The sequence below is a fragment of the Robbsia andropogonis genome (genome assembly GCF_000970345.1).
In the GTDB taxonomy this organism is placed as follows: Bacteria; Pseudomonadota; Gammaproteobacteria; order Burkholderiales; family Burkholderiaceae; genus Robbsia; species Robbsia andropogonis.
Genome location: NZ_LAQU01000018.1, coordinates 37488 through 60052, shown reverse-complemented (window position 1 = coordinate 60052; position 22565 = coordinate 37488). Strand labels below are relative to the sequence as shown.

The window sequence follows — 22565 nt, the reverse complement described above, 5'->3', positions numbered from 1 at the left end:
CCTGCACGGAGCTTACCCATCGGACCCGACGCATTTATTCGTCGAACATCCGTACGGTATTGCGTCCTTCCGCCTTGGCCTGATAGAGCGCTTTGTCAGCGGCGAAAATCAATGCACTGGCGGGTGTGGGTCGGTCGCCGCGCTTATCGCTCAACGACATGATGGCCACACCGATGCTGATCGTCACAATGTCAAACGGTGACGCATCGTGGGGCATGGCCTGATCGGCGACCGCCTGCCGCGACCTTTCCGCGATTGCCATTACCTGGTGACGTTCCACACCTGCGACCAATATGGCAATCTCTTCGCCTCCGTACCGCGCAATCACATCGTCACCACGGGTATTTGCCGCTTTAATCGTCTCGGCCACTTTCCGCAAGCAATCATCGCCACCCAGGTGGCCATACCTATCGTTATATTGCTTGAAGTAGTCGATGTCACACAGGATCAATGCGACCCGCCTTCCCTCACGTGACGCTCGTGCCCAAGCACTTTCGAGCGCCAGGTCGAACTGGCGCCGGTTCGCCAGACCCGTCAGGCCGTCCTGCATTGCCAATCGTTCCAATCGACGATTCATGATTTCCAAGGCATCGTGCGCTTGCACAAGCCGCTCTTCTGCTTTGGCATCGTCGAGTATTTTTCGAATCAACCGCCAGCCGAGTGTCGACAAGAGCACAATGAAAAGCGCGTCTGACAACAGATGCACCACGGTGCTCTTTCGCCAATCAGCAAGAATCTCTTCTTTCGAAAGCGCCGCCGAGACAAACAACGGATAGTTGTCGACCTTGCGGAATGTATTCAGACGCTCGACACCATCCTGCGCCGACAAGACGAAGCGGGTACCTTGCGGCGCGAGTTTCTGATACAGCGAATACAGCTCGGTATGCTGGACATTCTTGCCGATGAAGCGCGCCTCATAAGGTCGGCGTACCATCAGATAGCCATCGGTGGAAATCAAGGCAACCGCACCGTCATTGCGGATTTCCAATGACTCGTAAAACTCCGCGAAGTAATCGACACTCAGCGTTGCAAGTGCGACGCCGGCAAATCGACCATCCGGCGTACTCAACCGCCGCGATACCGGAATGATCCAGCGCCCGCTCGAACGACTGATGACGGGCTTGCCAATCGTGACACCAAGGTCCGTATGATCACGGTGATAGAGAAAATAGTCACGATCCGCGTTATTCGCTTCCTGGCCTGGCGCCGGTGGCTGCGAATACGCCAACCACCGGCCACTTTCATCGTAGACAAAAAGACCATCGAGCTGAGGTAATTCGGCCTTGCGCAACGTCATGACCCTGTGCAATCTCGCCAACGCATCAGGGCCCGTTCCATCCTGCTCAATACGCTCGACCAAACCAACCAGCACGACATCGGCCCCATCCACGGCGTTCTGAGCATGTGCTTCCATCGCGCGTGCCAGATTACGGGTGGCGTCGTCCATCTCGCGCAACTGCTCCGTCCGTTCGCTAAAACTCCTCCACGAATCAAAGCCAACGAGTGCCACACATGACAGCGAAATCAACAAAATGGCCCGAATGATCACTGGCGCGGAACGGTGGGTCATGACGGGCCCGACTCCAAATACATATTTAAGACAAAACTTGCCCGACACGGGAACGAAAACAGGCGCCAGGTGACGCGAATAGATGCTTACATTCATTACACGGAGGAAGGCCTGACTCGTCAAGTCACCGTGAACATCGAAGGGATTGAAACGCGGCAACGTGTGTGAACCGCACAACGCATCAGGCGGGCCCGAGCCATGCGCCGAAGCCAGGAATAACAGGCGCCGGAATGGAAAACACGCGGTCGAACCGGGCATCGTGTATTGCTGGCAACCTCATTCGGAACCGTATTCCGCACCGAAATTTAGCACATGAATTAATTCAACATGTTTCAAATAATCTAAATGGAAATTCAATAATTAAATTTTTTAAATTCAATTCTGCAATGTATTCTTTATTGCAATAATCGACCGCGATTCGATTTATTGCCCTATGGAAATCCCGGGATTATCGATCCATAACCATGGCGTACGGTAACCACTCTCGTATGAATGCAAACTGCCCGGAGGCGACGGAATCGCAACCGGGCAGTCGATCGATCTCTGGCACCCATAAGCCCCAGCCAAGGTGCTCTCGGATCAAAACATAAGAATGTTCAACAAAACAATATTGACGATAAGTAACGGAAACGCTGTTGCCGCCTGCGCACGAATCACACCGTACTTGTCCGGCAATTCGAGCAATGCCGCAGGCACGATATTGTAGTTCGCGGCCATCGGCGTCAGCAGCGTGCCACAGTAGCCGGACATCATGCCGATTGCCACCATCGGGGCTGGATTACCATGGAATACCCCGACCAGGATCGGCACGCCAACGCCCCCGGTCATGACAGGGAACGCTGCAAAGCCATTCCCCATGATGATCGTAAATAACGCCATGCCGATGCAGTACACGGCAACGGCCACGAACCGGTAGTCCATATCGATGTACGCGGTTGTCAAATGCGCCACCGCCTTGCCCACGCCGGCATCGTTAAAAACAAAACCCAGCATCCCCAACATTTGCGGCAACACCACCGCCCACGACAAGGCATCGGTGAGACGACGCGCTTCCTGCACGGATTGCCCCACCGAGTCGCGGGTCATCACGCACGCGATAATCAACGAAATGATACAGCCAATACCGAATGACACCATCGTCGCGCTCTTCGCCTCGATAAGGCCAAAAGAGTGCGGTGCCAATAGCGTGCCAATCACGGTCACAACGGGAATCGCAAGCGCGGGGATGAACAGCTTATTGCCCAGCGTCACCGCACTCTGGTGCCGTGCTTCGTCGCTGCGAACCTTCGGTTTGCGACCCACCACGCCGCCGAACCCTGCGATCAGTGCCATGACCACTACAACGACCCCGACCGCGATCTCCGGCATATGATCACCGGCGACGAAGACGATGCCATACAGAATCCAGAACCCGCCCGCCAACCATCGTTTCGGATGCGCCTTGTCACTGATGATGATGCCACCAATCACAAACAGGAGGATACCGACGATATCGAAAAACCAATTCAACGAAATCATGCTTTGCCTCCCCGTGCCGCGGCGTTTGCCGGCACATCTGCGACCGTACTCGCGTCCGTCTTATCCCCCTCTTCCTTCATGGCGTTCTCAGCCAGCCAGCGATCGAGCCGGTACAGGCGGAACGCGTGGATCACGAAGGCCGCGATCGCGGTTGGAATACCCCAGACGGCGACATGAATCGGCTGTACGCTGATACCGGCTTTCTCGAGGAAGGTCACCATCAGCACAATCGCGCCAAACGCCACGAAGATGTCCTCACCGAAGAACAGACCCACGTTATCGGTAGCGGCGGAAAACGCCTTCAGGCGATTCCGCACCGACTCGCTAATACCGCCGAACTTCGTAATCGCCGCGCCTTCGGCCATCGGCGCCACCAATGGACGCACCATCTGCGGATGGCCGCCCAGACCGGTCAGGCCCAATGCCGCTGTGACCTGACGCACGAATAGATACACGATCAACAAACGCCCCGGCGTAGCGGCACGAATGCCGGCGATCCAGATTTGCGCGCGCTCCCGCAATCCGTGTCTTTCCAGCAGACCAATCACTGCCAGCGGCAGCAGGATGATCAACGGAATCACGCGCGTTTTCAACGCCCCCGAACCAATCGCGAACAAGATTTGGTTGATCGAGAAATGCGCGGTAAAGCCGGTGACGATGGCCGCCACCATCACAATGAGCATCGGGTTGAATCGCAGCAGGAACCCCACCACGATTACCGCGACGCCGAGCAGCGGATAAAGGTTGACTGCCGATTGCATTGGAGCACTCCAGGCGCGGTTAATGAATGATCGCTGGATTGTCGGAGTGTCATACCCCTGGCGTCGAGCCAAAAATTTAAATACGCGGCATAAATAATTCCTATACCCGGGAAGACCCGAATGCGCAATCAGCGCCCTTTACACAACAAAACGTTGCATATAGCCGTGATTTTTATCATTTTTCACGCCAAGGCAACTAATTTTCTTTATATACCTAAGCCATTCACCACGCGCGGCGCAAAACAACGCATGCCTACGACATGCGCCCTCCCCGTAATCATGCGATCACGCGTGGTTTCAGCATAGGCACCGCGTCACATGGTCATGCTTGCAACGCCCGACCTCGGGTTTCCGGCAGGGTCAATGCCGCCAATATGACGATGCCGTATGCACAGGCCGCAAACATCCCGATGGCGGCACCCAATGCCATTTTCTGAGACACATAACCAATCAGAAAAGGAAACGATGCGCCTACCGCCCGCCCCACGTTGTAGCAAAAACCTTGGCCTGATCCGCGAATTCGGGTGGGATACAACTCGGTCATGAATGCGCCCATCCCCGCAAAGATGCCCGATGCGAAAAAGCCGAGCGGAAAACCGAGCACCAGCAGAACAGTGTTGCTCATCGGCATGCGCGTGTAGATCAGCGCGATCAGCAATGACATCACCGCGAAGCCGATAAAGGCCCGCTTCCGACCGAAGCGGTCGCTTATATAAGCGCCGCTGAGATAGCCACAGTACGATCCGGCAATGACGACTGCCAGATAACTTCCCGTACCGACCACGCTCAAATGCTGCTCTTTTTTCAGATAGGTCGGTAACCAGGTGGTGATCGCGTAATAGCCACCCTGCACGCCCGTTGCCAACACGGAAGTTCGCAGCGTGGTCCACCAGATATCACGGCCGAAAATGTCCCAGAACCTCGGTGCGTCATGCGAGGCTTGCACGGTGGCGCGCTGCCGGCGATGTACTTCAGGCTCGTCGACCAAGCGCCGGATGAAGAACACAAAAGGCACCGGCAGCACGCCCACGGCGAACAATACGCGCCATGCCAGGTGCGCTTCGAATAACGAAAACACCAGCACGTAAAGGCCGGCGGAGACCGCCCAGCCGAGCGCCCAGCCGGCCTGCACCAATCCAACGGCACGACCGCGATCCTTCGGCCGGATGACCTCGCCAATCAGCACCGCGCCCGCCGTCCATTCTCCACCAAAGCCCAGGCCCATCAACCCCCGGAAAATCAGTAATTGCGTGAAGTTTTGCGCGAAAGCGCACAGCACGGTAAAGACGGCAAAAACCAGGATCGTGATTTGCAACGTCCGCACGCGGCCAACGCGATCAGACAGGACACCGGCGATCCATCCACCTAGGGCGGAGGTCAGCAACGTCACCGTGCCGATCAGCCCGGCCCCGGCCTGCGTCAGGCCAAACGTCGCGATCAAGGTTGGAATCACGAAGCTCAGGAATTGCGTATCCATCGCGTCGAGCGCATAGCCCACCTTGCAGCTCCAGAACGCGCGACGTTCGCTGGGGCTGGTTTCCTTGTACCAGCCGAACAAACCGCCAGCCCCGGGATCGTTGTTGTCGTGCGCGGAGGCAGAGGATGCCGCGGCCGCCGCGGAGCCGAGATTACCAAAACCCTGCGCCGTATCCGATGGTCGGTGCGATACAGCGGTTGCCGCGTACGGCGTCAGCGATGCAGCGTGATCTTGCGGGGTCTTCATGTGAGGATCTCCGTCCAAATTAAATCGTGATTAACGGGGCCAGACGTCACGGGGTCGGACAACGGCGTCAACACGCCGCCAACGATGCATTGGGGATATCGGTGATCAACATGTGCCCCGGACGATGTGCGATGGCAAACGGCAGGCGGGCACTCTCGATCGCGGATTGGGGCGTTACGCCGCAGGCCCAGAACACCGGGACCTCATGAGGGTGGATGGTCACGGCATCGCCATAGTCAGGCTGATCGAGGTTGGCGATACCCAACGCCTCGGGACAGCCCAGATGAACTGGCGCGCCGTGAATCGCGGGGAAACGACTTGTGATCTGCACGGCGCGCACGGCATCCGCGCCGCTCATTGGGCGCATCGACACGACTAAGCGCCCCCCAAACGGTCCACTTCGATGATTGTGAATGGCGGTGCGATACATCGGCACGTTGACGCCCTCGTCTACATGCCGTAGGCCGATACCGGCGTCACTCAGCATCTGCTCGAACGAGAACGAGCATCCCAATGCAAACACCACGAGGTCATCACGCCATATCTCGGTAAGATCATCCGGCTGCTCGACCAGCAAACCGTCGCGATACACATTGAATCCCGGCACATCGCGGCGAATGTCGATGCCCTCGCCAAGCCCAGGAATAGCCCACTGACCGGGTTCCCCAACGCCCAGCAGCGGGCAGGGTTTCGGATTGCGAACGCAGAACCGCAGGAAATCGCTGGCGAAAGCGCTTGGAATGATCGCGAGATTGGCTTGTGCATAAGGCCCGCAATAGCCTGCGGTAGGGGCAAGGAACCGCTTGTCCCGCACTTGCTGACGAAACGCATGAGGCGACATGGCGGTCGCGCGCAAGCGCCTGTCGGTGGAAGCGGTGCTCGCTTTATCAAGGTCATGTGACATGGCAATATATTTTTAAGATGCACTCGCGATGTTCGGGGCAAGTCGATACTGGGTGCTGACGACGATGCGACTACCCTGCTTCCAAGGCCGTTACAACGTCATGGATCGATCGACTTATCCCCGGCATTTCCTTTCAGCGTAAGAATGTCAAAATGCGTTGACCAGCAAGTTATTTCACTCGGTACCGTTAAGTTTTTCTTAACAGGAATATCAAAAAATTCGCTGTGTAGCGGTTTTTCAGCTATATGCCTATGTCGTCAGACTTCTTTCTCGTATTTGACGATAATGAAAAATATCCCCCAAGCGATGCCCGGATCAATGCCATGAACACGCGTTTTCTGGAAACTTTTGTTACGTTGTCGGAACTCGGAAGCTTCCGCGCAACGGCTCGGGTATTGCACGCCACCCCCGCCGCGGTGTCGCTGCGGATCAAGTCACTGGAAAACGAATTAAAAACGGTGCTGGTTGATCGGGATCAGGCGGTATTCCGCTTGACGGCGGCCGGGCAGGCACTGCTGGGGCCGGCCCGTGCGGTCGTGGATGCAGCGCGCGCCCTACGGATGGCGGCAGGCCAGGAAGTCGTCGTCGGTGGTCGGTTGCGGCTGGGCGTGATTGAAACCGTCGTGCACAGTTGGCTTTCCAATTACATCGCATACCTGAATAATCATCACCCCGATATCGATATCGACCTCACCGTGGATGCGAGCGCGGTATTGCAGCGTCGTCTGCTTGCGGGTGAGCTCGACTTGCTGCTGCGTGTGGAAGGCATCGACAGCACCCGGATCGTATCCACCGCACTGGCCAGCTACCCGGTGCGCTGGATTGCAAGGCGCGGCGTGATATCGCCCCGTGCGAAGGACCTGGCGAGCCGCGTATTAAAGCGGCCGATCTTGACATTCGGTCGCGGCACTGCGCCACAAGTGGCGCTCGACAGCATCGTGCAGGCGCTCGCCCGTGAACACCATTTTCCGCTCGATCAACTCCGTGTGACCTGTTCACCGTCGGTGGCTGCGATTGTGCAAATGTTACGTGATGGCTATGGCGTCGCCGGTATTCCTCGGCTGTTCGTGGCCGAGGAACTGGAAAGCGGCGAGTTTGTCGAATTACCGCTAAAGCCAACGCTGCCGCCTATCGTCGTCTCGTTGTGCCGGTCCGTGGAAGCGTCGCCCACCGTATCCGCCGCGGCGCACGCAGCGCGGCTCGCCTGCTCCAGCTACACGCGAAATTGGCGCAAGGACTTTATCGAAATGCTGTAGCAGTAATGGGGCGCTTCGCGCCTTCGCACCGTGCTTCGTATCACCGGCGCGCATCGTGATCTGGCCAGTGACAATCGGCGCTCAAAGGCGGGATGGGTCCGCCGCCGATTGGAGAACCACGATGCCACCAAAAGTTGACGCGACCGATGTTGCGATGACCACATATACGTCGAATCATACGGATGACGCCGTTCCATCGCACTCGCGGACGCACAGCAATAACCCTCACGCACGCGGCGCCTCGGGAACCCAGAACGAAAGGGGTAACGGCAATACAACGTCAAGCGTATCGATCCCACCGCTACCCGGATCCGTACCTCGTAAAAAGGCGAACGTGCTCTTGCAGCAATTACAGCCGCGCGCAGACCGTCGAACGCTTGGCGTGGTGGCGGGTGCACTCGACAATAACGTCACCACGGCGCACGGACCAACCTCCGACGCGGTGGCCACACCCCCGCTAAAAGCCAACGCAGTCATCGATACGCTTTCAAGCTTCCATCGGGACGCTGCGATGGCGAAGCCGTTCGACGTCAAAAGTCACTTTGTCTCGGATGCCGAAATCGCGCGCGGGCAGCACTATTTGTCAGACCGTGAGTCCGTGCGAATTGAACTGTCCGGGTGGTTCGGCAACGTCGATGCATCGCAAACGACGTCGCCCAATCGGCAACTTATTGACGCCCTGTTCCCGCCAATGCCTCGACACGGCCAGGCTGCGGCGGTGGCCGGGTCAAGCGCCGCGGGAGACGCGATCCCGGCCGCGGAACGCCTGCTGCCGATGCGCGCCTTGCTGGGCGCATCGCTCTCGGTGGCCTGTCAAGGCGACGCGGAACGGGCATTGCGCGTCCTGAACGCTTTTGATCGTGGCGACGACGGGCACTCACGCGGTCATTCAGCCGCAAGCAGCGCCGCCGTGCAGGATCCGCGACGGCCCCGGTTGGAGCCGCGGACCAAGGACGACCTTTTTACGACGGAGCGCTTGCTGGCCGCGTCCGGTCTGGGTCTGGACGTCTTGCACGAGGGCCGCCTCTGCACGCCTGCAGCATCCCAAATCAAAGGCAAACACACCGTGACGGACGCATCGGTGCCACCCACTTCACCGGCACACGAAGAACTCCAGGTCCAGGCGGAAACCGCGGCTTATGAAGCGGCACATCGGTTGCTGGAAAAATGGCCTGCAGACGTGCAACGGCCGGCCTCACTGCACGAAATGGCGTTGGTTTGTAACACGCTCCATCAGTCGTTTCATGCAAGCCAATTACCCGGGGATATTCCAGAACATTTTCTCGCGCCGCAACGTCACGACGACCGGGCCAGCCTGCTTGAAAACAGCGAAAGCAGACGCCTCTGTGATGCCTTGCTGAACAGTCGGCTCGCCCGTGATCCCATTGCCACGAAAGGTCTGCTCGCCGCCTACCAGATAAAACACGATCCTTCGTTCAATCTCGCGCGGCATCCAGACCTTCAGCTACCGTTCCTGGCCGCGCGTAATCACGTCTTTGACGAAAGTCAATTGCACGAAGTGGGCGAACGCCTTTTCAAAGTGCTCGAATATGCCGATCGCGCCGCCGCGCCCATGCAGTCGTCGTTCAAGTCCGTGCTGGATTTCGTGCTCGGACGACACAAGAATCCGCTTCATGCGCTGAATCGCGGTACCGCGGGCCAAATGCTGCGCGAGCCAGAAGAGGATTTCGCGCATATCCATGCCGGTATCGGGATGTTGATCGACAAATATCGCCTGGACGTGGAAAACACCCCTGTCAGTTCGAACCCATCGCCCAACACGGTAAGGACGGTACTCCGGGCTGCCACGCTGGCCGAATGGGATGAGCAGATCGGCCAGCACGGCTGGCGCGACGTCATGCCGATGCGACCGCTGACCGACGCCTTGCCGCTACGCCACGGTGCGATGGATCGAATTGCCGAGCGTGCGGCTGATGCGCTAGGAATGCCTGTCGAAACGCTCAAGACACATCCCGCGTTTGCCACCCACAAGGACGACAGCACGATGTCTGCCGGCACATTCCGTCGCTGGGCGAACGATGCGGGAATGGTAGACGCAATGCAGCAAGAAATCGGCACCATGAATCGGATGGTCAACCGTGGCGATGGCGACATGACGATGCACACCGGGGACGATCGCATCCTGATGCTGCGCAACAAGATCGCGGGGGCGCGCATGACCTATCCGATTCGCTTTACCGATACCAAACAACGCGGCATCAACTTCAATCCCTATACGACGAAAGGGTTGCCGAAAGGTCCACCGGTGGTCGCACTGGGACCCATCGTCCGGGCCGTGCATACGCGCAGTGCGGCGGTCAATAGCGGATCGAATGCGCTGGCTGGCGCGTTCGAAGTCACATCGGCCCGGGGCATGGGGGGAACCTTGGGAATAGGATCAATCGCGACCTGGCGGCTAGGCAACTTCAGTCCGACGCTCGGACTGTCACTGGTCCCGGCAATCGGTGACCACACAACCGGCAAGGGTGCGGCGCTGCGGACCCGGCTACACGGTACGGACCCTACGTTATGGTCGCGCACGCTGTTAAGCGCCTTCGACGCCATGTACGGCGTCAGCGCGGATCAAGGCACGGTATCCCGCCCCACCGATAGTACGGCCCTTCTGCAACGACTGGCCAACGCCCACCACGCGGATCCCTATTTGTCGTTCGGCCCCATGTCGACGCGTACCACCACGATAGGCCATGCGATTACGCCCAGCGCGGCTTTACGTGGCAAGGCCGAGAAAGCGCGGAGCGCCGCTCGCGGCGGCTTGGCGATGAACGCGACGACGACGGTGCAGTCATATGTCGATCGTCGAACGAAAGACCATGCCGGTGTGCTGTCGACGCAGACAGTAAACCGAAGCGCCAATGTCAGCGTGACGACCAGCGCCGGAGCCGGGTCCTCGATTCCCGCGGTAGGCTCGTTCATTTTTCCGGCGCTTAACTTCGGTAGCACCCAGGCGGTCATCGTCCCGCGATCCACGAGCAGCACCGTGCGATTTGCCCAGGAAAACGGCAAGATCGCACCAACGACGATCGTCGACACGGAATTCGCCAAACCGTCCGACTTCATGAGCAGCATGGCGAGTCGCCGTGATGCCTGGATGAACTGGACCGATTCGCACGGATCGCAGGCAAGTAACGACCTTGACCGCGCGCTGGCCCGCATGGCGGACAATGCCGAGACTGGCAAGGTCTTGATGGCGGAACGCGTCATCATGCAGTCACCGGCGCGCCAGCGCCTGGATCTCCTGCTGGCCATGCGAACAATGGCCGAACATGCGCCAGGCAATGCGGTTTCCCGGCAACAACGGGTGGCATCAGCCAACGCTGGAATCCAGGCGGTGATCCACGATCCAGGATCGCTAGGTCCACGGTTTCTTTATACGATCGAGTCGAATTCGAACCAGACCATCTTCGATCTCTCCTACATGGCGGAAGTGACCGATATCAGCGAGACCAGTACGGCACGGCAATTGAACGCCTACCGGGCGGACGCCACACCAGGTGATCCACGCGGCGCGATATAAGCCACGCCGCACTTCTCGCACGCCCCGGCGTGCCGCCGCTGCCTTACCGGCAGGCCGCCATCGCCAGGCGCGCGGGTAACGTCGCCGGCACAAGGGGAGCGGGCCCCGCCGGGGCGTTGCCTGCCTCGCCAGACATATCGGCGTCCGTACTCGCCGCGCCGTGGCGCCCCGCCGTTTTTCCGGCGGCGAAACACTCCCAGACCAAGGTGCCATCGGCCGGTACACCCGCGCGCAACGCGACGCGTGCACCAGTAATGCTATTGACCGAAGGCATCAGCACCAGCGCGTTTGCATCCTCGCTCGCGACGCGTGCGGTATAACGTATCGTGATTTCGCCGCTCGTCGGCGCGACATCGATACTTGCCACATTTGCACTGGCAGCAGTCTTTTGATGCCCACTGTCGAATGGCAATCCAAACGCGGCATTTTCGGCGACCGCCAGGCGAATAGGTGCGGCCAGCGACAATCCTTCCCCAACGCGACCACGTGCGACATAGTCCTGATACGCTGGCACTGCATACGCCGCCGTAACGGCGATGATCGCCAGCACGATCATCAATTCGATCAAAGAAAAGCCGAAAACCGTCAAAAGAACCGTGTGACGTTGGCGTTTGCGCAAATAGGGTGTATCGAGCATCACATCTTCCCGCCGGTAACGCGTTGGTTATGTCGACCAGCGCTTTATGCAGCGTACGGAAAATGCAGCAAGATAACGAGTCGGCCCAACGGCGTATGCCTGACGCTGCTGGCAGGGAGGCACGTAAAAGAAAGCGGTGCCCCCACCCTATGTTCGTGCTAACCAACAACGCGCGGCGCGACCGGCGTCCATGCACATCGTAGGGGCCACGCGTTCATTCGTGTGCCGCGCGGCGCGATACCATGCGGCGTTTCCACAACCATCCGGCTACTACCACCAGAATGGCGCCGGCGAGATGCGCGCCATACATCGCCCAGGGGGTATCAAGCGATGTCCAGTCATCCGTGACGGGATCGGTGACGATCAGGCCACCACCAATCCAGCCTAGCAACGCCGCACCGGCGGTAATCACGATGGGAAACCGGTCGATCAATTTCAGGACCAGCGTACTTCCCCAGACGATAATCGGAATACTCAAGATCAGGCCGAATGCAACGAGCCAGATTTGATGGGAGGCGTCCGCCATTTGCGCTGCGCCGGCAATCGCGATGACGTTATCAAGACTCATCACGAAGTCCGCGATGATGATCGTCTTCACAGCGCCCCACAACTGATTTGCCGCAGTGACGTCCTTGTGCGCCCCTTCTTCGGGCAGCATCAGCTTCGCGCCAATCCAGAACAGCAACAGGCCGCCAGCGAGCTTGAGGAACGGAATCTCCAGCAGGAATACCGCGAACGAGACCAGCACCAGACGCAATATGATCGCGCCTGCCGTCCCAAAAAAGATGCCGCGTGCACGCTGTTGTGCCGGCAGATTACGGCACGCCAGCGCGATGACAACCGCATTATCCCCACCCAGCAGGATGTCGATGATAACGATCTGAAGAACCGCTCCCCAGTGAATGTCCGCAATCCATTCCACTTACCGCACCTCGATCGTCTGAGCCCGAAGCCGGCGACGCATGCGCGGCGATCGAACATAAAAAAAACGCTCCCGAAGGAGCGCTTTTTATACGCGAACCTTACGGAACCATTGCAGCATCTTAGCAGCAAATGTCCCGCGTGGTCAGCCCACGCCGTCAAGGCGTCAGATCGGAGAATGTCGGTGCGTCACAACGTGTGACGACATCGCCTGTCGTGTCAGGCTTAGAGAACGGACTTCAGCAGGCGTCCCATTTCCGACGGATTCTTCGTGACCTTGATGCCGCATGCATCCATGATCTCGAGCTTCGCTTCGGCCGTGTCCGCACCACCGGAGATCAGCGCGCCAGCGTGCCCCATCCGCTTTCCGGGAGGCGCCGTAACGCCAGCGATAAAGCCTACAACCGGCTTCGTCATGTTTTCCTTGATCCAGTAAGCCGCTTCCGCTTCATCCGGACCGCCGATCTCGCCGATCATGATCACGGCATCGGTTTCCGGGTCGTCCTGGAATCGCTTCATCACATCGATGTGCTTCAGGCCATTGATCGGGTCACCGCCAATACCCACCGCCGACGACTGGCCGAGGCCCAGGGCCGTCAATTGCCCGACGGCCTCATAGGTCAACGTGCCCGAGCGGGACACCACGCCGATGCGGCCTTTCATGTGAATATGCCCCGGCATGATGCCGATCTTCAGTTCGTCCGGCGTGATGACGCCCGGGCAGTTCGGTCCGAGCAAGAGCGTCTTGCGGTTTTCCCGCTTCATGCGGTTGCGCAATTCCATCATGTCGAGTACCGGGATGCCCTCCGTGATACAGATTGCCAAGTCAAGGTCGGCTTCCACCGCCTCCCAAATCGCAGCGGCCGCACCTGCGGGGGGTACGTAAATCACCGAGACGGTCGCACCCGTCTGCTTTGCCGCTTCCGCGACGCTGCCGTAAATCGGGATACCCTCGAAGTCCTCGCCGGCCTTCTTTGGATTGACGCCCGCCACATAGGCCGCGCGGCCGTTGGCGTAGTCGCGGCAGGTACGCGTGTGGAACTGGCCGGTCTTGCCGGTGATCCCTTGCGTGATGACCTTCGTATCTTTGTTGATCAGAATCGACATCTAAGACCTCTGTCTGTTTGTTCGTGCGAGCCATCGGCTGGAACGACGCGGTGTTTTCCGGTACATCGCATTGGCGAGGGCATCGGCATGGCAGGCGTACGCGATATGTCGCTCAACCTGTCGCCGCGTCCGCACGCCGCATGACCATCCCGCGCGGCACGTCGGCCTGCGCGGTGAAACACGCGATGCGTTCCACCTTGGTCGGTCGCGTCGTTGATTAGCCCTTGGCTGCCTCGACCACTTTCTGCGCGGCCTCTTCCATGCTGTCTGCCGAGATGATCGGCAACCCCGAATCGGCCAGCAATTGCTTGCCGAGCTGCTCGTTCGTGCCCTTCATCCGGACGACCAGCGGCACCTTCAGCGACACCGCCTTCGACGCCGTGATCACGCCTTCGGCGATGACGTCGCATCGCATGATGCCACCGAAGATGTTGACGAGAATGGCCTTCAGGCTCGGGTTCTTCAGCATGATCTTGAAGGCTTCCGTCACCTTCTCGGTCGTTGCCCCGCCGCCGACATCGAGGAAGTTCGCTGGCTCGCCACCGAACAACTTGATCGTGTCCATCGTCGCCATCGCCAATCCCGCACCATTGACCAGGCAGCCGATGTTGCCGTCTAGCGAAATGTAGGCGAGGTCGAATTTCGACGCTTCGATTTCGGCCGGATCTTCTTCGTCCAGATCGCGATATGCAACAATTTCCGGGTGACGGAACAGCGCGTTGGAGTCGAAGTTGAATTTCGCGTCCAGGGCGATCACGTCGCCGCTACCGGTGATGACCAACGGATTGATTTCCGCCAGCGATGCATCTGTCGCCAGGAAGCCTTTATAGAGGCCATGCAGGATCGCGCGCGATTGCGCCAACGAACCTTGCGGTACACCGATTTTCGTCGCCAATGCATCAGCGTCGGCATCGGTCAGACCGGTCTTTGGATCGACAACCAGCTTATGGATCGCGTCGGGCGTCTTTTCCGCGACTTCTTCGATGTCCATGCCGCCTTCCGACGATGCCATGAAGACAACTCGTTGCGTCACACGATCAACGATCAGGCTGACATACAGTTCCTTCTTGATGTCCGCACCTTCCTCGATCAGCAGGCGGCGCACTTTCTGGCCTTCCGCGCTGGTCTGGTGCGTCACCAGTTGCATGCCGAGGATCTGGCCGGCGTACTCACGCACCTGATCCAACGACTTAGCCACCTTGACGCCACCGCCCTTACCGCGTCCGCCGGCGTGGATCTGAGCCTTGACAACCCAGACCGGGCCACCAAGCTTCTCGGCGGCCTTGACTGCATCATCAACGCTGAACACGGCCTCACCGCGCGGCACGGCGACGCCGAACTTGCGCAGAATGTCCTTGCCCTGGTACTCGTGGATCTTCATGCGTGATTACCTTCCGTCTAAGAGTGGATGTAAAGTCGGTCCGCCGATACCCGTCGCGCGAATAGCGACCCTGATCCGTTTCACGTGTAATACGTGAACTCGGCTCAACGCGATTGCCCAATCGGCAACGGATACGATGGCGGAAAAAAGGGAACGAATCGATAAAGGACTACGGCGCACATGCCATCCTTGGCGATCAGACGCCGGGGACGATGGCGCGCGATTGCGATCGCCAGGAGCCGCTTGCCCGGAATGAATCGGGTAAATCATCGACGCGGACTGTCGATCCCGAAGACGCCGCCGCACGCTGATGGGTGCGTTCAGGCCATGTGGACTGGAAACGCGACGCACTGAAAACACAGCAGCGGTTATCGCCAGACAGCGATCGACCCGGACGGCCGCAACCGTCCCTCGGGTCGAACGACATCGCGTAGCGGTACAGGAATGCACCATGCGTAGGCAGAAAACGGGATCAAAAGATTCCGCATTCTAGCATAGGGCAATCCCGAGTCCGGACGAGCAAAGGCCGGCCAGAACACAGGACCCGCGATCGCACGATACGATCAGCGCGCCATTTTTGCATGCCAGCCAGAACAGCGACATGTGACAAAGCGCCGCTGTAAGGTGAACGCCATAAAAAAAACGAACTGGAATAAGCGCTTGCGATATTTCGTCGTAGCGATGTCACACCACTGAAAGCTTGTCACCAGATGGCGAAATCAGTGCATTACCAACAATAACTTATTCCAACAAATCATCTTCATCTGCATTGAGCAGGCAACGAATAACGTCCATCGAAAAGCCGCGAGCTGCGAGAAATCGGGCCTGTTTTGCTCGAGCCTGCGGAGAATCCGGCAATGTGCCAAATTTGCGTTGCCACACGGCGCGGGCGCGGGCGGGTTCCGTTTCGCGCAATGCATCACGGACATTGGCCAACTGATCCGGCGCGATGGCATGCTGCTTGAGCTCCCCTACAATCCTTGAGGTGCCAAAGCGGGCGGCCTTACGATGCACGACGCTCTCGGTGAATCGGCTGTCGGACAGCCATCCTTCTCGCTCCAGTGCGTCGAGGAGGACGGGCAACGGATCGTCTTCGTTGTCCCCTTGCATTTCCGCCGCGAATGGCGCCAGCTTACGTGTCAATTCGATGCGACTGTGCTCACGACGGGACAAATACTCCAGCGCGCGGCCCCTCAGACTACGCAGCGGCCGCTTCGACTTGCAAGGGTCCACCGCAGCGTCAAAATCGGATGCGGAAAAGCCATCGGGCACGTTGCCAGAGAGCGGTTCTCCCGCCGACATGCCCGATGGCTCCGATCCGCCAGACGTCGTGGTCGAGGCAGTGCGTCGACCACGTGAAAACCCGCTGCGCATTTATTCTTCGTCAAGCACGTCGGCCTTGGCGGCCGTCTTAGCCGGCGCCGAACCCGGCAATAACTTGATGCCCAGCTTCTCACGCACGCGGTTCTCGATTTCGAAAGCAATGGCCGGGTTCTCGCGCAGGAACTCTCGCGCATTGTCCTTGCCCTGTCCAACGCGATCGCCGTTATAGCTGTACCACGCACCGGCTTTCTCGACGATCTTGTTCGCGACGCCCAGATCAATGACTTCGCCTTCGCGCGACGTACCTTCGCCGTACAAAATGTCGAAAATCGCTTCACGGAACGGCGGCGAGACTTTGTTCTTGACGACCTTTACCCGCGTTTCGTTGCCGATCACTTCATCGTTCTTCTTGATCGAGCCGATACGACGAATATCCAGGCGCACCGACGCATAGAACTTCAACGCGTTACCACCCGTGGTTGTTTCCGGGCTACCGAACATTACGCCGATCTTCATCCGAATCTGGTTGATGAAGATCACCATGCAATTGGTCTTCTGGATCGTACCCGTCAGCTTACGCAGCGCCTGGGACATCAGCCGTGCCTGCAGACCCGGCAGCGAATCGCCCATTTCGCCTTCGATTTCAGCCTTCGGCACCAACGCGGCCACCGAGTCGATGACAATCAGATCAACCGCACCGGAACGCACCAGCGAATCAGTGATTTCCAGCGCCTGTTCGCCGGTGTCCGGCTGCGAGATCAACAATTCGTCCAGGCGCACGCCCAGCTTTTGCGCATAGATTGAATCCAGCGCATGTTCCGCATCAACGAACGCGCACGTTCCACCAAGCTTTTGCATTTCCGCAACCACTTGCAGCGTCAACGTGGTCTTACCCGACGATTCCGGCCCGTAGATCTCGATCACCCGGCCGCGCGGCAGACCGCCGACACCCAACGCGATATCGAGCCCGAGCGAACCCGTTGACACCACCTGGATGTCGGCAGGCTTATCGTTCACGCCCATCTGCATGATCGACCCTTTGCCGAACTGCTTTTCGATTTGGGCCAGCGCCGCGGCCAGCGCCTTGCTTTTATCGGCAGTCATGCTGTTCGAGCCTTTCTTGCTATCTTCCATGAATCGTCCTTTGCTATGATGGGACGTCAGCGACGACGCCACGTCGATCCGCGCTGCCCGGATAAAACCGGGGCAAAACCGCGAGGGTACAACGTGTCGCCGCCCGCAAGCGTCGATATGAATGATACTGTATAAAAAAACAGTGCGTCTGGCAAGTCGAAAGCGCAATGAATGCGTGTCGACCCGTCCGCCGCGCCCGTCTCGTACGCTTGATCCGTAATACCGCGTGCCGCCAGGAGACCGATGCGCATTCTAATAGCCGAGGATGACAGCATACTCGCCGATGGCCTGACGCGGACCCTCCGCCAGGCGGGCTATGCCGTGGATCATTTCGATAACGGCGGTGACGTCGATCGTGCCCTGGCACTCCAAGCCTACGACCTGCTAATCCTGGATTTGGGCTTGCCAAAATTGTCCGGGCAGGAGGTCTTGCGCCGCTTGCGCGCCCGCCAAGGTGCCAATGCCACCTTGCCCGTCTTGATCCTGACCGCCGCGGACAGCGTCGAGGATCGCGTGAGCGGGCTCGATCTGGGCGCGGACGACTATATGGCCAAGCCCTTTGCCTTATCCGAGCTGGAAGCACGCATTCGCGCGTTAACCCGGCGCGGTGCCGGTGGCGGTGCCGCCATCATGCGGCACGGCCCCCTTGCTTTCGACCAGGTGGGAAGGACCGCGACGCTGAACGGCAACATGATCGAATTGTCCGCACGTGAAATCGGCTTGCTTGAAGTGTTGCTGCAACGCGTCGGCCGATTGGTATCGAAAGAGCAATTGGTCGATCACCTGTGCGAATGGGGTGATGAAGTCAGTACGAATGCGATCGAAGTCTATATGCACAGGCTGCGCAAAAAAATCGAACCGGGTGGCGTGCGTATCAACACCGTTCGCGGCATCGGTTACTGCCTGGATCGACCGCCGCAAGCGGACGCCGCATCGTCGTCGCCCGCACCGACGCCCGCCACGCCTGCCCGTAACGACGCATACCGCTAATGTCCCACCAAGGACCTGGGACGATGCGCCATGCTGCGGATACGGGGGCAACCCCGGCGGAAACCGCGCCGACGCCGGCATGGACCAACGCGCCTGCTCCGTCGGAGCAGGACCCGTTCCCCTCAACCCCGCCCGCCGCTGCGCGTAATGCGCGCTCCCTGCTTGCGGAAATCCTGGACTGGATGCTGGCGCCACTTTTGATGCTCTGGCCGCTGAGCATCGCCGTCACTTGGTTGATCGCCAAATCCATTGCCGGCGCGCCGTTCGATCATGCGCTGGAACGGCGGCTTGCGGTACTCGCGCGGCAAGTACACCAGGCCGGCCCCGTCGCGTTGGCACCACTGCCCGCCATCGACGCGGATTGGTTGCTCGACGACCCCGACGACACAGTGCTATTCCAGGTCCGTGATACCGAAGGCCGGGTGCTTGCCGGTTCACCACAATTACCTGACCCTCAGCTATCGCGCCCCGCCCCCGCGGGTAGCCCGGTAGGTGGCTCCATGGAAGGTATGGCCAATGCCGACGATGAGGCACTCGTTGATGCGAATGCAACCGGCACTGGTGCGATGCCCGGTGTTGTAAGGATGCGAGACGTGGTCGCGGGTGGGCGCGCGATGCGGCTTGCCTGGACGAGCGCCATCGCGCCCGATACCGCTACCGCTACGGCCCCCCCGTCGGGACATGCGGTCGCGCGGGCTCTGGCTGCGGACGATGTTCTTACCTTGCCCCGCACATCGGCCGCCACCGGCACGCCCGAGAGATTGGTGGCCCCACCCGACGTGGCTGGCGTAGCCTCCCATGCTCGCACACGGATACTGGTGATCCAGGTCGCTGAAACGCTCAATAAGCGCAACGCGCTGGCAAATGATGTGATCAAAGGGGTCATCCTGCCGCAGTTGATCATTCTGCCAATCGTGATCCTGCTGGTCTGGTTTGGCCTGACGCGCGGTTTGGCTCCGCTTCACGTGTTGCAAACTCGCATCAGGAAGCGCGATCCCGATGATCGATCGCCGTTGATGCCCGGCGACGCGCCAACCGAACTTGCGCCGCTTTTATCCTCATTCAATGAATTACTGGGCAGGCTCGACGCCAACACGACCGCGCAGAAGCGTTTCATCGCGCAGGCGGCACATCAGATGAAAACGCCGCTGGCGGGGTTGCGCATGCAAGCCGAAATTGCGTTGCGCCATCCGGTGCCGCCGGATGTGCGACGTTCATTGGAGCAGATTGCGACCAGCTCTCGCCAGGCTGCCCGATTGGTGACGCAACTCTTGGCGCTTGCCCGCGCGGAGGAGGCGGCCCCCTTGCGCACCGCCGTCACGCTGGACGCGGCAACGCTTTGTCGAGAGGTTGTACGCGACTGGGCACAAGCGGCAATCGACAAAAGCATCGACCTCGGCTACGAGGGGCCAAGCAGCGGCGTATCGATTGTCGGGCAACCGCTTTTACTACGCGAGATGGTGGCGAACCTGATCGACAACGCGGTCCGCTATACGCAAACCGGGGGCCGCGTCACGGTCCGCCTACATGATCAGGATCCGATATTGATCGAGGTCGAAGACAATGGTCCGGGCATTCCGGCAGCGGAACGCCCGCATGTCGTCGAGCGCTTCTACCGCATCCTGGGACGAGATGGCGATGGCAGCGGCCTGGGTCTGGCCATCGTGCAAGAGATTGTTGCGATGCACGACGGCACGCTAACCATCGGCGACCATGTCTACCAGACCGTACCGCATCGCGCCGGCACCTTGATACATGTCACGCTTCCCCGAACCGCTTCTGCAACAGAGGACACCGATCTGCCTCAGGACGCCGCTACCTTTTACTGACACATCGCCTCCCGATTTACCCTTGTCTGTGATATTGGCGACACGCCATCAGCCTATGGCAACTCGTCTTTATTAAGGATCGCAAATCAACTGAAACATCGTAAATACGCGGCTTTCGCGCTAATGCTTCGGACCATCGCCCGCTATTTTTCGCCCCCCATTCAAAACACGGCGTCGCGTGTCAGTTTCACGTCAGTTTGGCGTCAGCACCAGGTAAGGTTAGCGTTTCAATAATGCCGCACGATCTCAGGCGGCGTGCTGCCGGGACCGCCACATTATTTGAACGAGCTGGAGACAAGCATGGCAGCGATTGGAACCGGGGGCCCCGCGCAAACGCCCCACGCAATGACGCATGCGGAGCGCCGCGTAATATTTGCAGCGTCGCTGGGAACCATTTTCGAATGGTATGACTTTTACCTGGCGGGCTCGCTCGCCCTCTACATCAGCAGGACGTTTTTCTCCGGCGTCAATCCGACCGCCGCGTTTATTTTCACTTTGTTGAGTTTTGCGGCGGGGTTCGCGATGCGGCCGTTTGGCGCCATCGTCTTTGGTCGGCTCGGCGATCTGGTCGGACGGAAGTACACGTTCCTGATCACGATCCTGATCATGGGCGGCGCGACGTTCCTGGTCGGCCTGTTACCCGGCTACGCGACGCTGGGCATGACTGCGCCGGTCTTTTTCATCGTCATGCGGATGTTGCAAGGGTTGGCGCTCGGTGGCGAGTATGGCGGCGCGGCGACGTATGTAGCGGAGCACGCCCCGCATGGCAAGCGCGGGGCCTACACGTCGTGGATTCAAACCACGGCCACCGCAGGTCTGATTCTGTCCTTGCTGGTGATCCTGGGCGTTCGTACCGCGGTGGGCGAAGAGTCGTTCGGTGCATGGGGCTGGCGTGTGCCGTTCCTGCTGTCCATCGTCCTGCTGGCCATCTCGGTCTGGATTCGTCTGCAGTTGAGCGAATCGCCGACGTTCCAAAAAATGAAGGCGGAAGGCAAGACGTCCAAGGCGCCGCTGACGGAGTCGTTCGGGCAATGGAAGAACCTGAAGATCGTGCTGATCGCCTTGTTTGGCTTGGCGGCAGGACAAGCCGTGGTGTTCTACACGAGCCAGTTTTATTCGCTGTTCTTCCTCACACAGACACTAAAGGTGGACGGCAGTACCGCGAATATCCTGATGGCGGTAGCGCTGATCATCGGCACGCCGTTCTTCGTGATATTCGGCACGTTGTCGGATCGGATCGGTCGCAAGCCCATCATCCTGGCCGGCTGCGCGATTGCCGCGCTGACGTACTTCCCGATGTTCAAGGCCCTGACGCATTACGCTAACCCGGCCCTGGAAGCGGCGCAATCGCGCGCGCCGATTGTCGTCAGCGCGGACCCGGCCGAATGCTCGTTCCAGTTCAATCCGGTGGGTACCTCGAAGTTCACGACGTCGTGCGATATTGCAAAAAGCTATCTGTCGCGGGCGGGCTTGAACTACGAGAATGCCGCTGCGGCGCCAGGCACGATCGCATCGATCAAGGTGGGCGATCAAGTGATTCCGTCGTTTGACGCACGCACCGGCGACGCGAAGGCTGCGAACGCCGCCTTCGAAGCGAAACTAAGCGCTACGTTACGAGGGGACGGCTATCCGGCAAAGGCGGATTCCGCGCAGATCAACAAACCGATGACCGTCATCATCCTGGCGATCATGGTGATCTACGTTGCCATGGTGTACGGACCGATTGCAGCCATGCTGGTGGAAATGTTCCCGACCCGGATCCGGTATACGTCGATGTCGTTGCCTTATCACATCGGTAACGGCTGGTTGGGGGGCTTCCTGCCCGCCACCTCGTTCGCGGTGGTGGCGGCGAACGGCAATATCTATGCGGGCCTGTGGTATCCGGTCATCGTCGCCGTCGCGACGTTCTTTATCGGCCTGATCTTCGTCAAAGAGACCAAAGACCGCGATATCGATGCGATTGAGTAATGGGAATG

At 59.2% G+C, this 22565-nt stretch carries 16 protein-coding genes; 5 read left to right on the top strand and 11 right to left on the bottom strand.

What is annotated here, in order from left to right:
* Positions 1 to 34: 34 nt before the first annotated feature.
* The 5 genes from WM40_RS16665 to WM40_RS16645 form a co-directional block, all read right to left on the bottom strand.
* The gene (locus WM40_RS16665) at positions 35 to 1570 is read right to left on the bottom strand and encodes a sensor domain-containing diguanylate cyclase (RefSeq protein WP_046153443.1); all 1536 of its coding nucleotides are present in this window, start codon (positions 1568 to 1570) and stop codon (positions 35 to 37) included.
* Positions 1571 to 2149: 579 nt separating this feature from the next.
* Positions 2150 to 3088: a DUF979 domain-containing protein gene (locus WM40_RS16660; RefSeq protein ID WP_024901672.1), complete on the bottom strand. Its 939-nt coding sequence runs from the start codon at positions 3086 to 3088 to the stop codon at positions 2150 to 2152.
* Entirely contained in the window at positions 3085 to 3849 is a 765-nt protein-coding gene (locus WM40_RS16655) for a DUF969 domain-containing protein (RefSeq protein WP_024901673.1), read from the bottom strand. Before WM40_RS16655 ends, WM40_RS16660 begins: the two co-directional genes overlap by 4 nt.
* Positions 3850 to 4171: 322 nt before the next feature.
* Entirely contained in the window at positions 4172 to 5572 is a 1401-nt protein-coding gene (locus WM40_RS16650; RefSeq protein ID WP_024901674.1) for an MFS transporter, read from the bottom strand.
* A gap of 67 nt (positions 5573 to 5639) precedes the next feature.
* Positions 5640 to 6413 carry a putative hydro-lyase gene (locus WM40_RS16645; RefSeq protein ID WP_024901675.1) on the bottom strand — a complete coding sequence of 258 codons (774 nt, stop codon included), beginning with the start codon at positions 6411 to 6413 and terminating at the stop codon, positions 5640 to 5642.
* A gap of 386 nt (positions 6414 to 6799) precedes the next feature.
* Between WM40_RS16645 and WM40_RS16640 the strand changes: the two genes are divergently transcribed.
* Both WM40_RS16640 and WM40_RS16635 read left to right on the top strand, forming a co-directional pair.
* Positions 6800 to 7732 (top strand): LysR family transcriptional regulator, encoded by a 933-nt coding sequence (locus tag WM40_RS16640; RefSeq protein ID WP_046153441.1) that lies wholly within the window; start codon positions 6800 to 6802, stop codon positions 7730 to 7732.
* Between the two features lie 121 nt (positions 7733 to 7853).
* Positions 7854 to 11267: a hypothetical protein gene (locus WM40_RS16635; RefSeq protein WP_046153417.1), complete on the top strand. Its 3414-nt coding sequence runs from the start codon at positions 7854 to 7856 to the stop codon at positions 11265 to 11267.
* Positions 11268 to 11310: 43 nt separating this feature from the next.
* On the opposite strand, the gene WM40_RS16630 is transcribed toward WM40_RS16635, so the two are convergent.
* The 6 genes from WM40_RS16630 to recA form a co-directional block, all read right to left on the bottom strand.
* The gene (locus WM40_RS16630) at positions 11311 to 11904 is read right to left on the bottom strand and encodes a pilin (protein WP_024901678.1); all 594 of its coding nucleotides are present in this window, start codon (positions 11902 to 11904) and stop codon (positions 11311 to 11313) included.
* 214 nt (positions 11905 to 12118) lie between these two features.
* Positions 12119 to 12826: a TerC family protein gene (locus tag WM40_RS16625; protein WP_024901679.1), complete on the bottom strand. Its 708-nt coding sequence runs from the start codon at positions 12824 to 12826 to the stop codon at positions 12119 to 12121.
* A 224-nt stretch (positions 12827 to 13050) separates the two neighbouring features.
* Positions 13051 to 13932, bottom strand: coding sequence for a succinate--CoA ligase subunit alpha (sucD, locus tag WM40_RS16620; protein WP_024901680.1), 882 nt, complete (start codon positions 13930 to 13932; stop codon positions 13051 to 13053).
* 217 nt (positions 13933 to 14149) lie between these two features.
* Entirely contained in the window at positions 14150 to 15313 is a 1164-nt protein-coding gene (gene sucC / locus WM40_RS16610; protein WP_024901682.1) for an ADP-forming succinate--CoA ligase subunit beta, read from the bottom strand.
* Positions 15314 to 16054: 741 nt separating this feature from the next.
* Positions 16055 to 16615, bottom strand: coding sequence for a recombination regulator RecX (recX, locus tag WM40_RS16600; RefSeq protein ID WP_413783812.1), 561 nt, complete (start codon positions 16613 to 16615; stop codon positions 16055 to 16057).
* A 72-nt stretch (positions 16616 to 16687) separates the two neighbouring features.
* Complete coding sequence (recA, locus tag WM40_RS16595) at positions 16688 to 17770, bottom strand: recombinase RecA (RefSeq protein WP_024901684.1); 1083 nt, start codon at positions 17768 to 17770, stop codon at positions 16688 to 16690.
* Between the two features lie 243 nt (positions 17771 to 18013).
* Between recA and WM40_RS16585 the strand changes: the two genes are divergently transcribed.
* From WM40_RS16585 to WM40_RS16575, 3 genes are all read left to right on the top strand, one after another.
* Complete coding sequence (locus tag WM40_RS16585) at positions 18014 to 18760, top strand: response regulator (RefSeq protein WP_046153414.1); 747 nt, start codon at positions 18014 to 18016, stop codon at positions 18758 to 18760.
* The gene (locus tag WM40_RS16580) at positions 18760 to 20589 is read left to right on the top strand and encodes a sensor histidine kinase (RefSeq protein WP_082102868.1); all 1830 of its coding nucleotides are present in this window, start codon (positions 18760 to 18762) and stop codon (positions 20587 to 20589) included. The genes WM40_RS16585 and WM40_RS16580 overlap by 1 nt, the downstream gene beginning before the upstream one ends.
* Before the next feature lie 345 nt (positions 20590 to 20934).
* Positions 20935 to 22557: an MFS transporter gene (locus WM40_RS16575; protein WP_162199085.1), complete on the top strand. Its 1623-nt coding sequence runs from the start codon at positions 20935 to 20937 to the stop codon at positions 22555 to 22557.
* Positions 22558 to 22565 lie beyond the last annotated feature (8 nt).

Bases quoted from the DNA above. Each gene is read 5' to 3' on its own strand.
- WM40_RS16665 (WP_046153443.1), bottom strand. From the start codon at position 1,570: ATGACCCACCGTTCCGCGCCAGTGATCATTCGGGCCATTTTGTTGATT.
- WM40_RS16660 (WP_024901672.1), bottom strand. From the start codon at position 3,088: ATGATTTCGTTGAATTGGTTTTTCGATATCGTCGGTATCCTCCTGTTT.
- WM40_RS16655 (WP_024901673.1), bottom strand. From the start codon at position 3,849: ATGCAATCGGCAGTCAACCTTTATCCGCTGCTCGGCGTCGCGGTAATC.
- WM40_RS16650 (WP_024901674.1), bottom strand. From the start codon at position 5,572: ATGAAGACCCCGCAAGATCACGCTGCATCGCTGACGCCGTACGCGGCA.
- WM40_RS16645 (WP_024901675.1), bottom strand. From the start codon at position 6,413: ATGTCGCCTCATGCGTTTCGTCAGCAAGTGCGGGACAAGCGGTTCCTT.
- WM40_RS16640 (WP_046153441.1), top strand. From the start codon at position 6,800: ATGAACACGCGTTTTCTGGAAACTTTTGTTACGTTGTCGGAACTCGGA.
- WM40_RS16635 (WP_046153417.1), top strand. From the start codon at position 7,854: ATGCCACCAAAAGTTGACGCGACCGATGTTGCGATGACCACATATACG.
- WM40_RS16630 (WP_024901678.1), bottom strand. From the start codon at position 11,904: ATGCTCGATACACCCTATTTGCGCAAACGCCAACGTCACACGGTTCTT.
- sucD (WP_024901680.1), bottom strand. From the start codon at position 13,932: ATGTCGATTCTGATCAACAAAGATACGAAGGTCATCACGCAAGGGATC.
- sucC (WP_024901682.1), bottom strand. From the start codon at position 15,313: ATGAAGATCCACGAGTACCAGGGCAAGGACATTCTGCGCAAGTTCGGC.
- recX (WP_413783812.1), bottom strand. From the start codon at position 16,615: ATGTCGGCGGGAGAACCGCTCTCTGGCAACGTGCCCGATGGCTTTTCC.
- recA (WP_024901684.1), bottom strand. From the start codon at position 17,770: ATGGAAGATAGCAAGAAAGGCTCGAACAGCATGACTGCCGATAAAAGC.
- WM40_RS16585 (WP_046153414.1), top strand. From the start codon at position 18,014: ATGCGCATTCTAATAGCCGAGGATGACAGCATACTCGCCGATGGCCTG.
- WM40_RS16580 (WP_082102868.1), top strand. From the start codon at position 18,760: ATGTCCCACCAAGGACCTGGGACGATGCGCCATGCTGCGGATACGGGG.
- WM40_RS16575 (WP_162199085.1), top strand. From the start codon at position 20,935: ATGACGCATGCGGAGCGCCGCGTAATATTTGCAGCGTCGCTGGGAACC.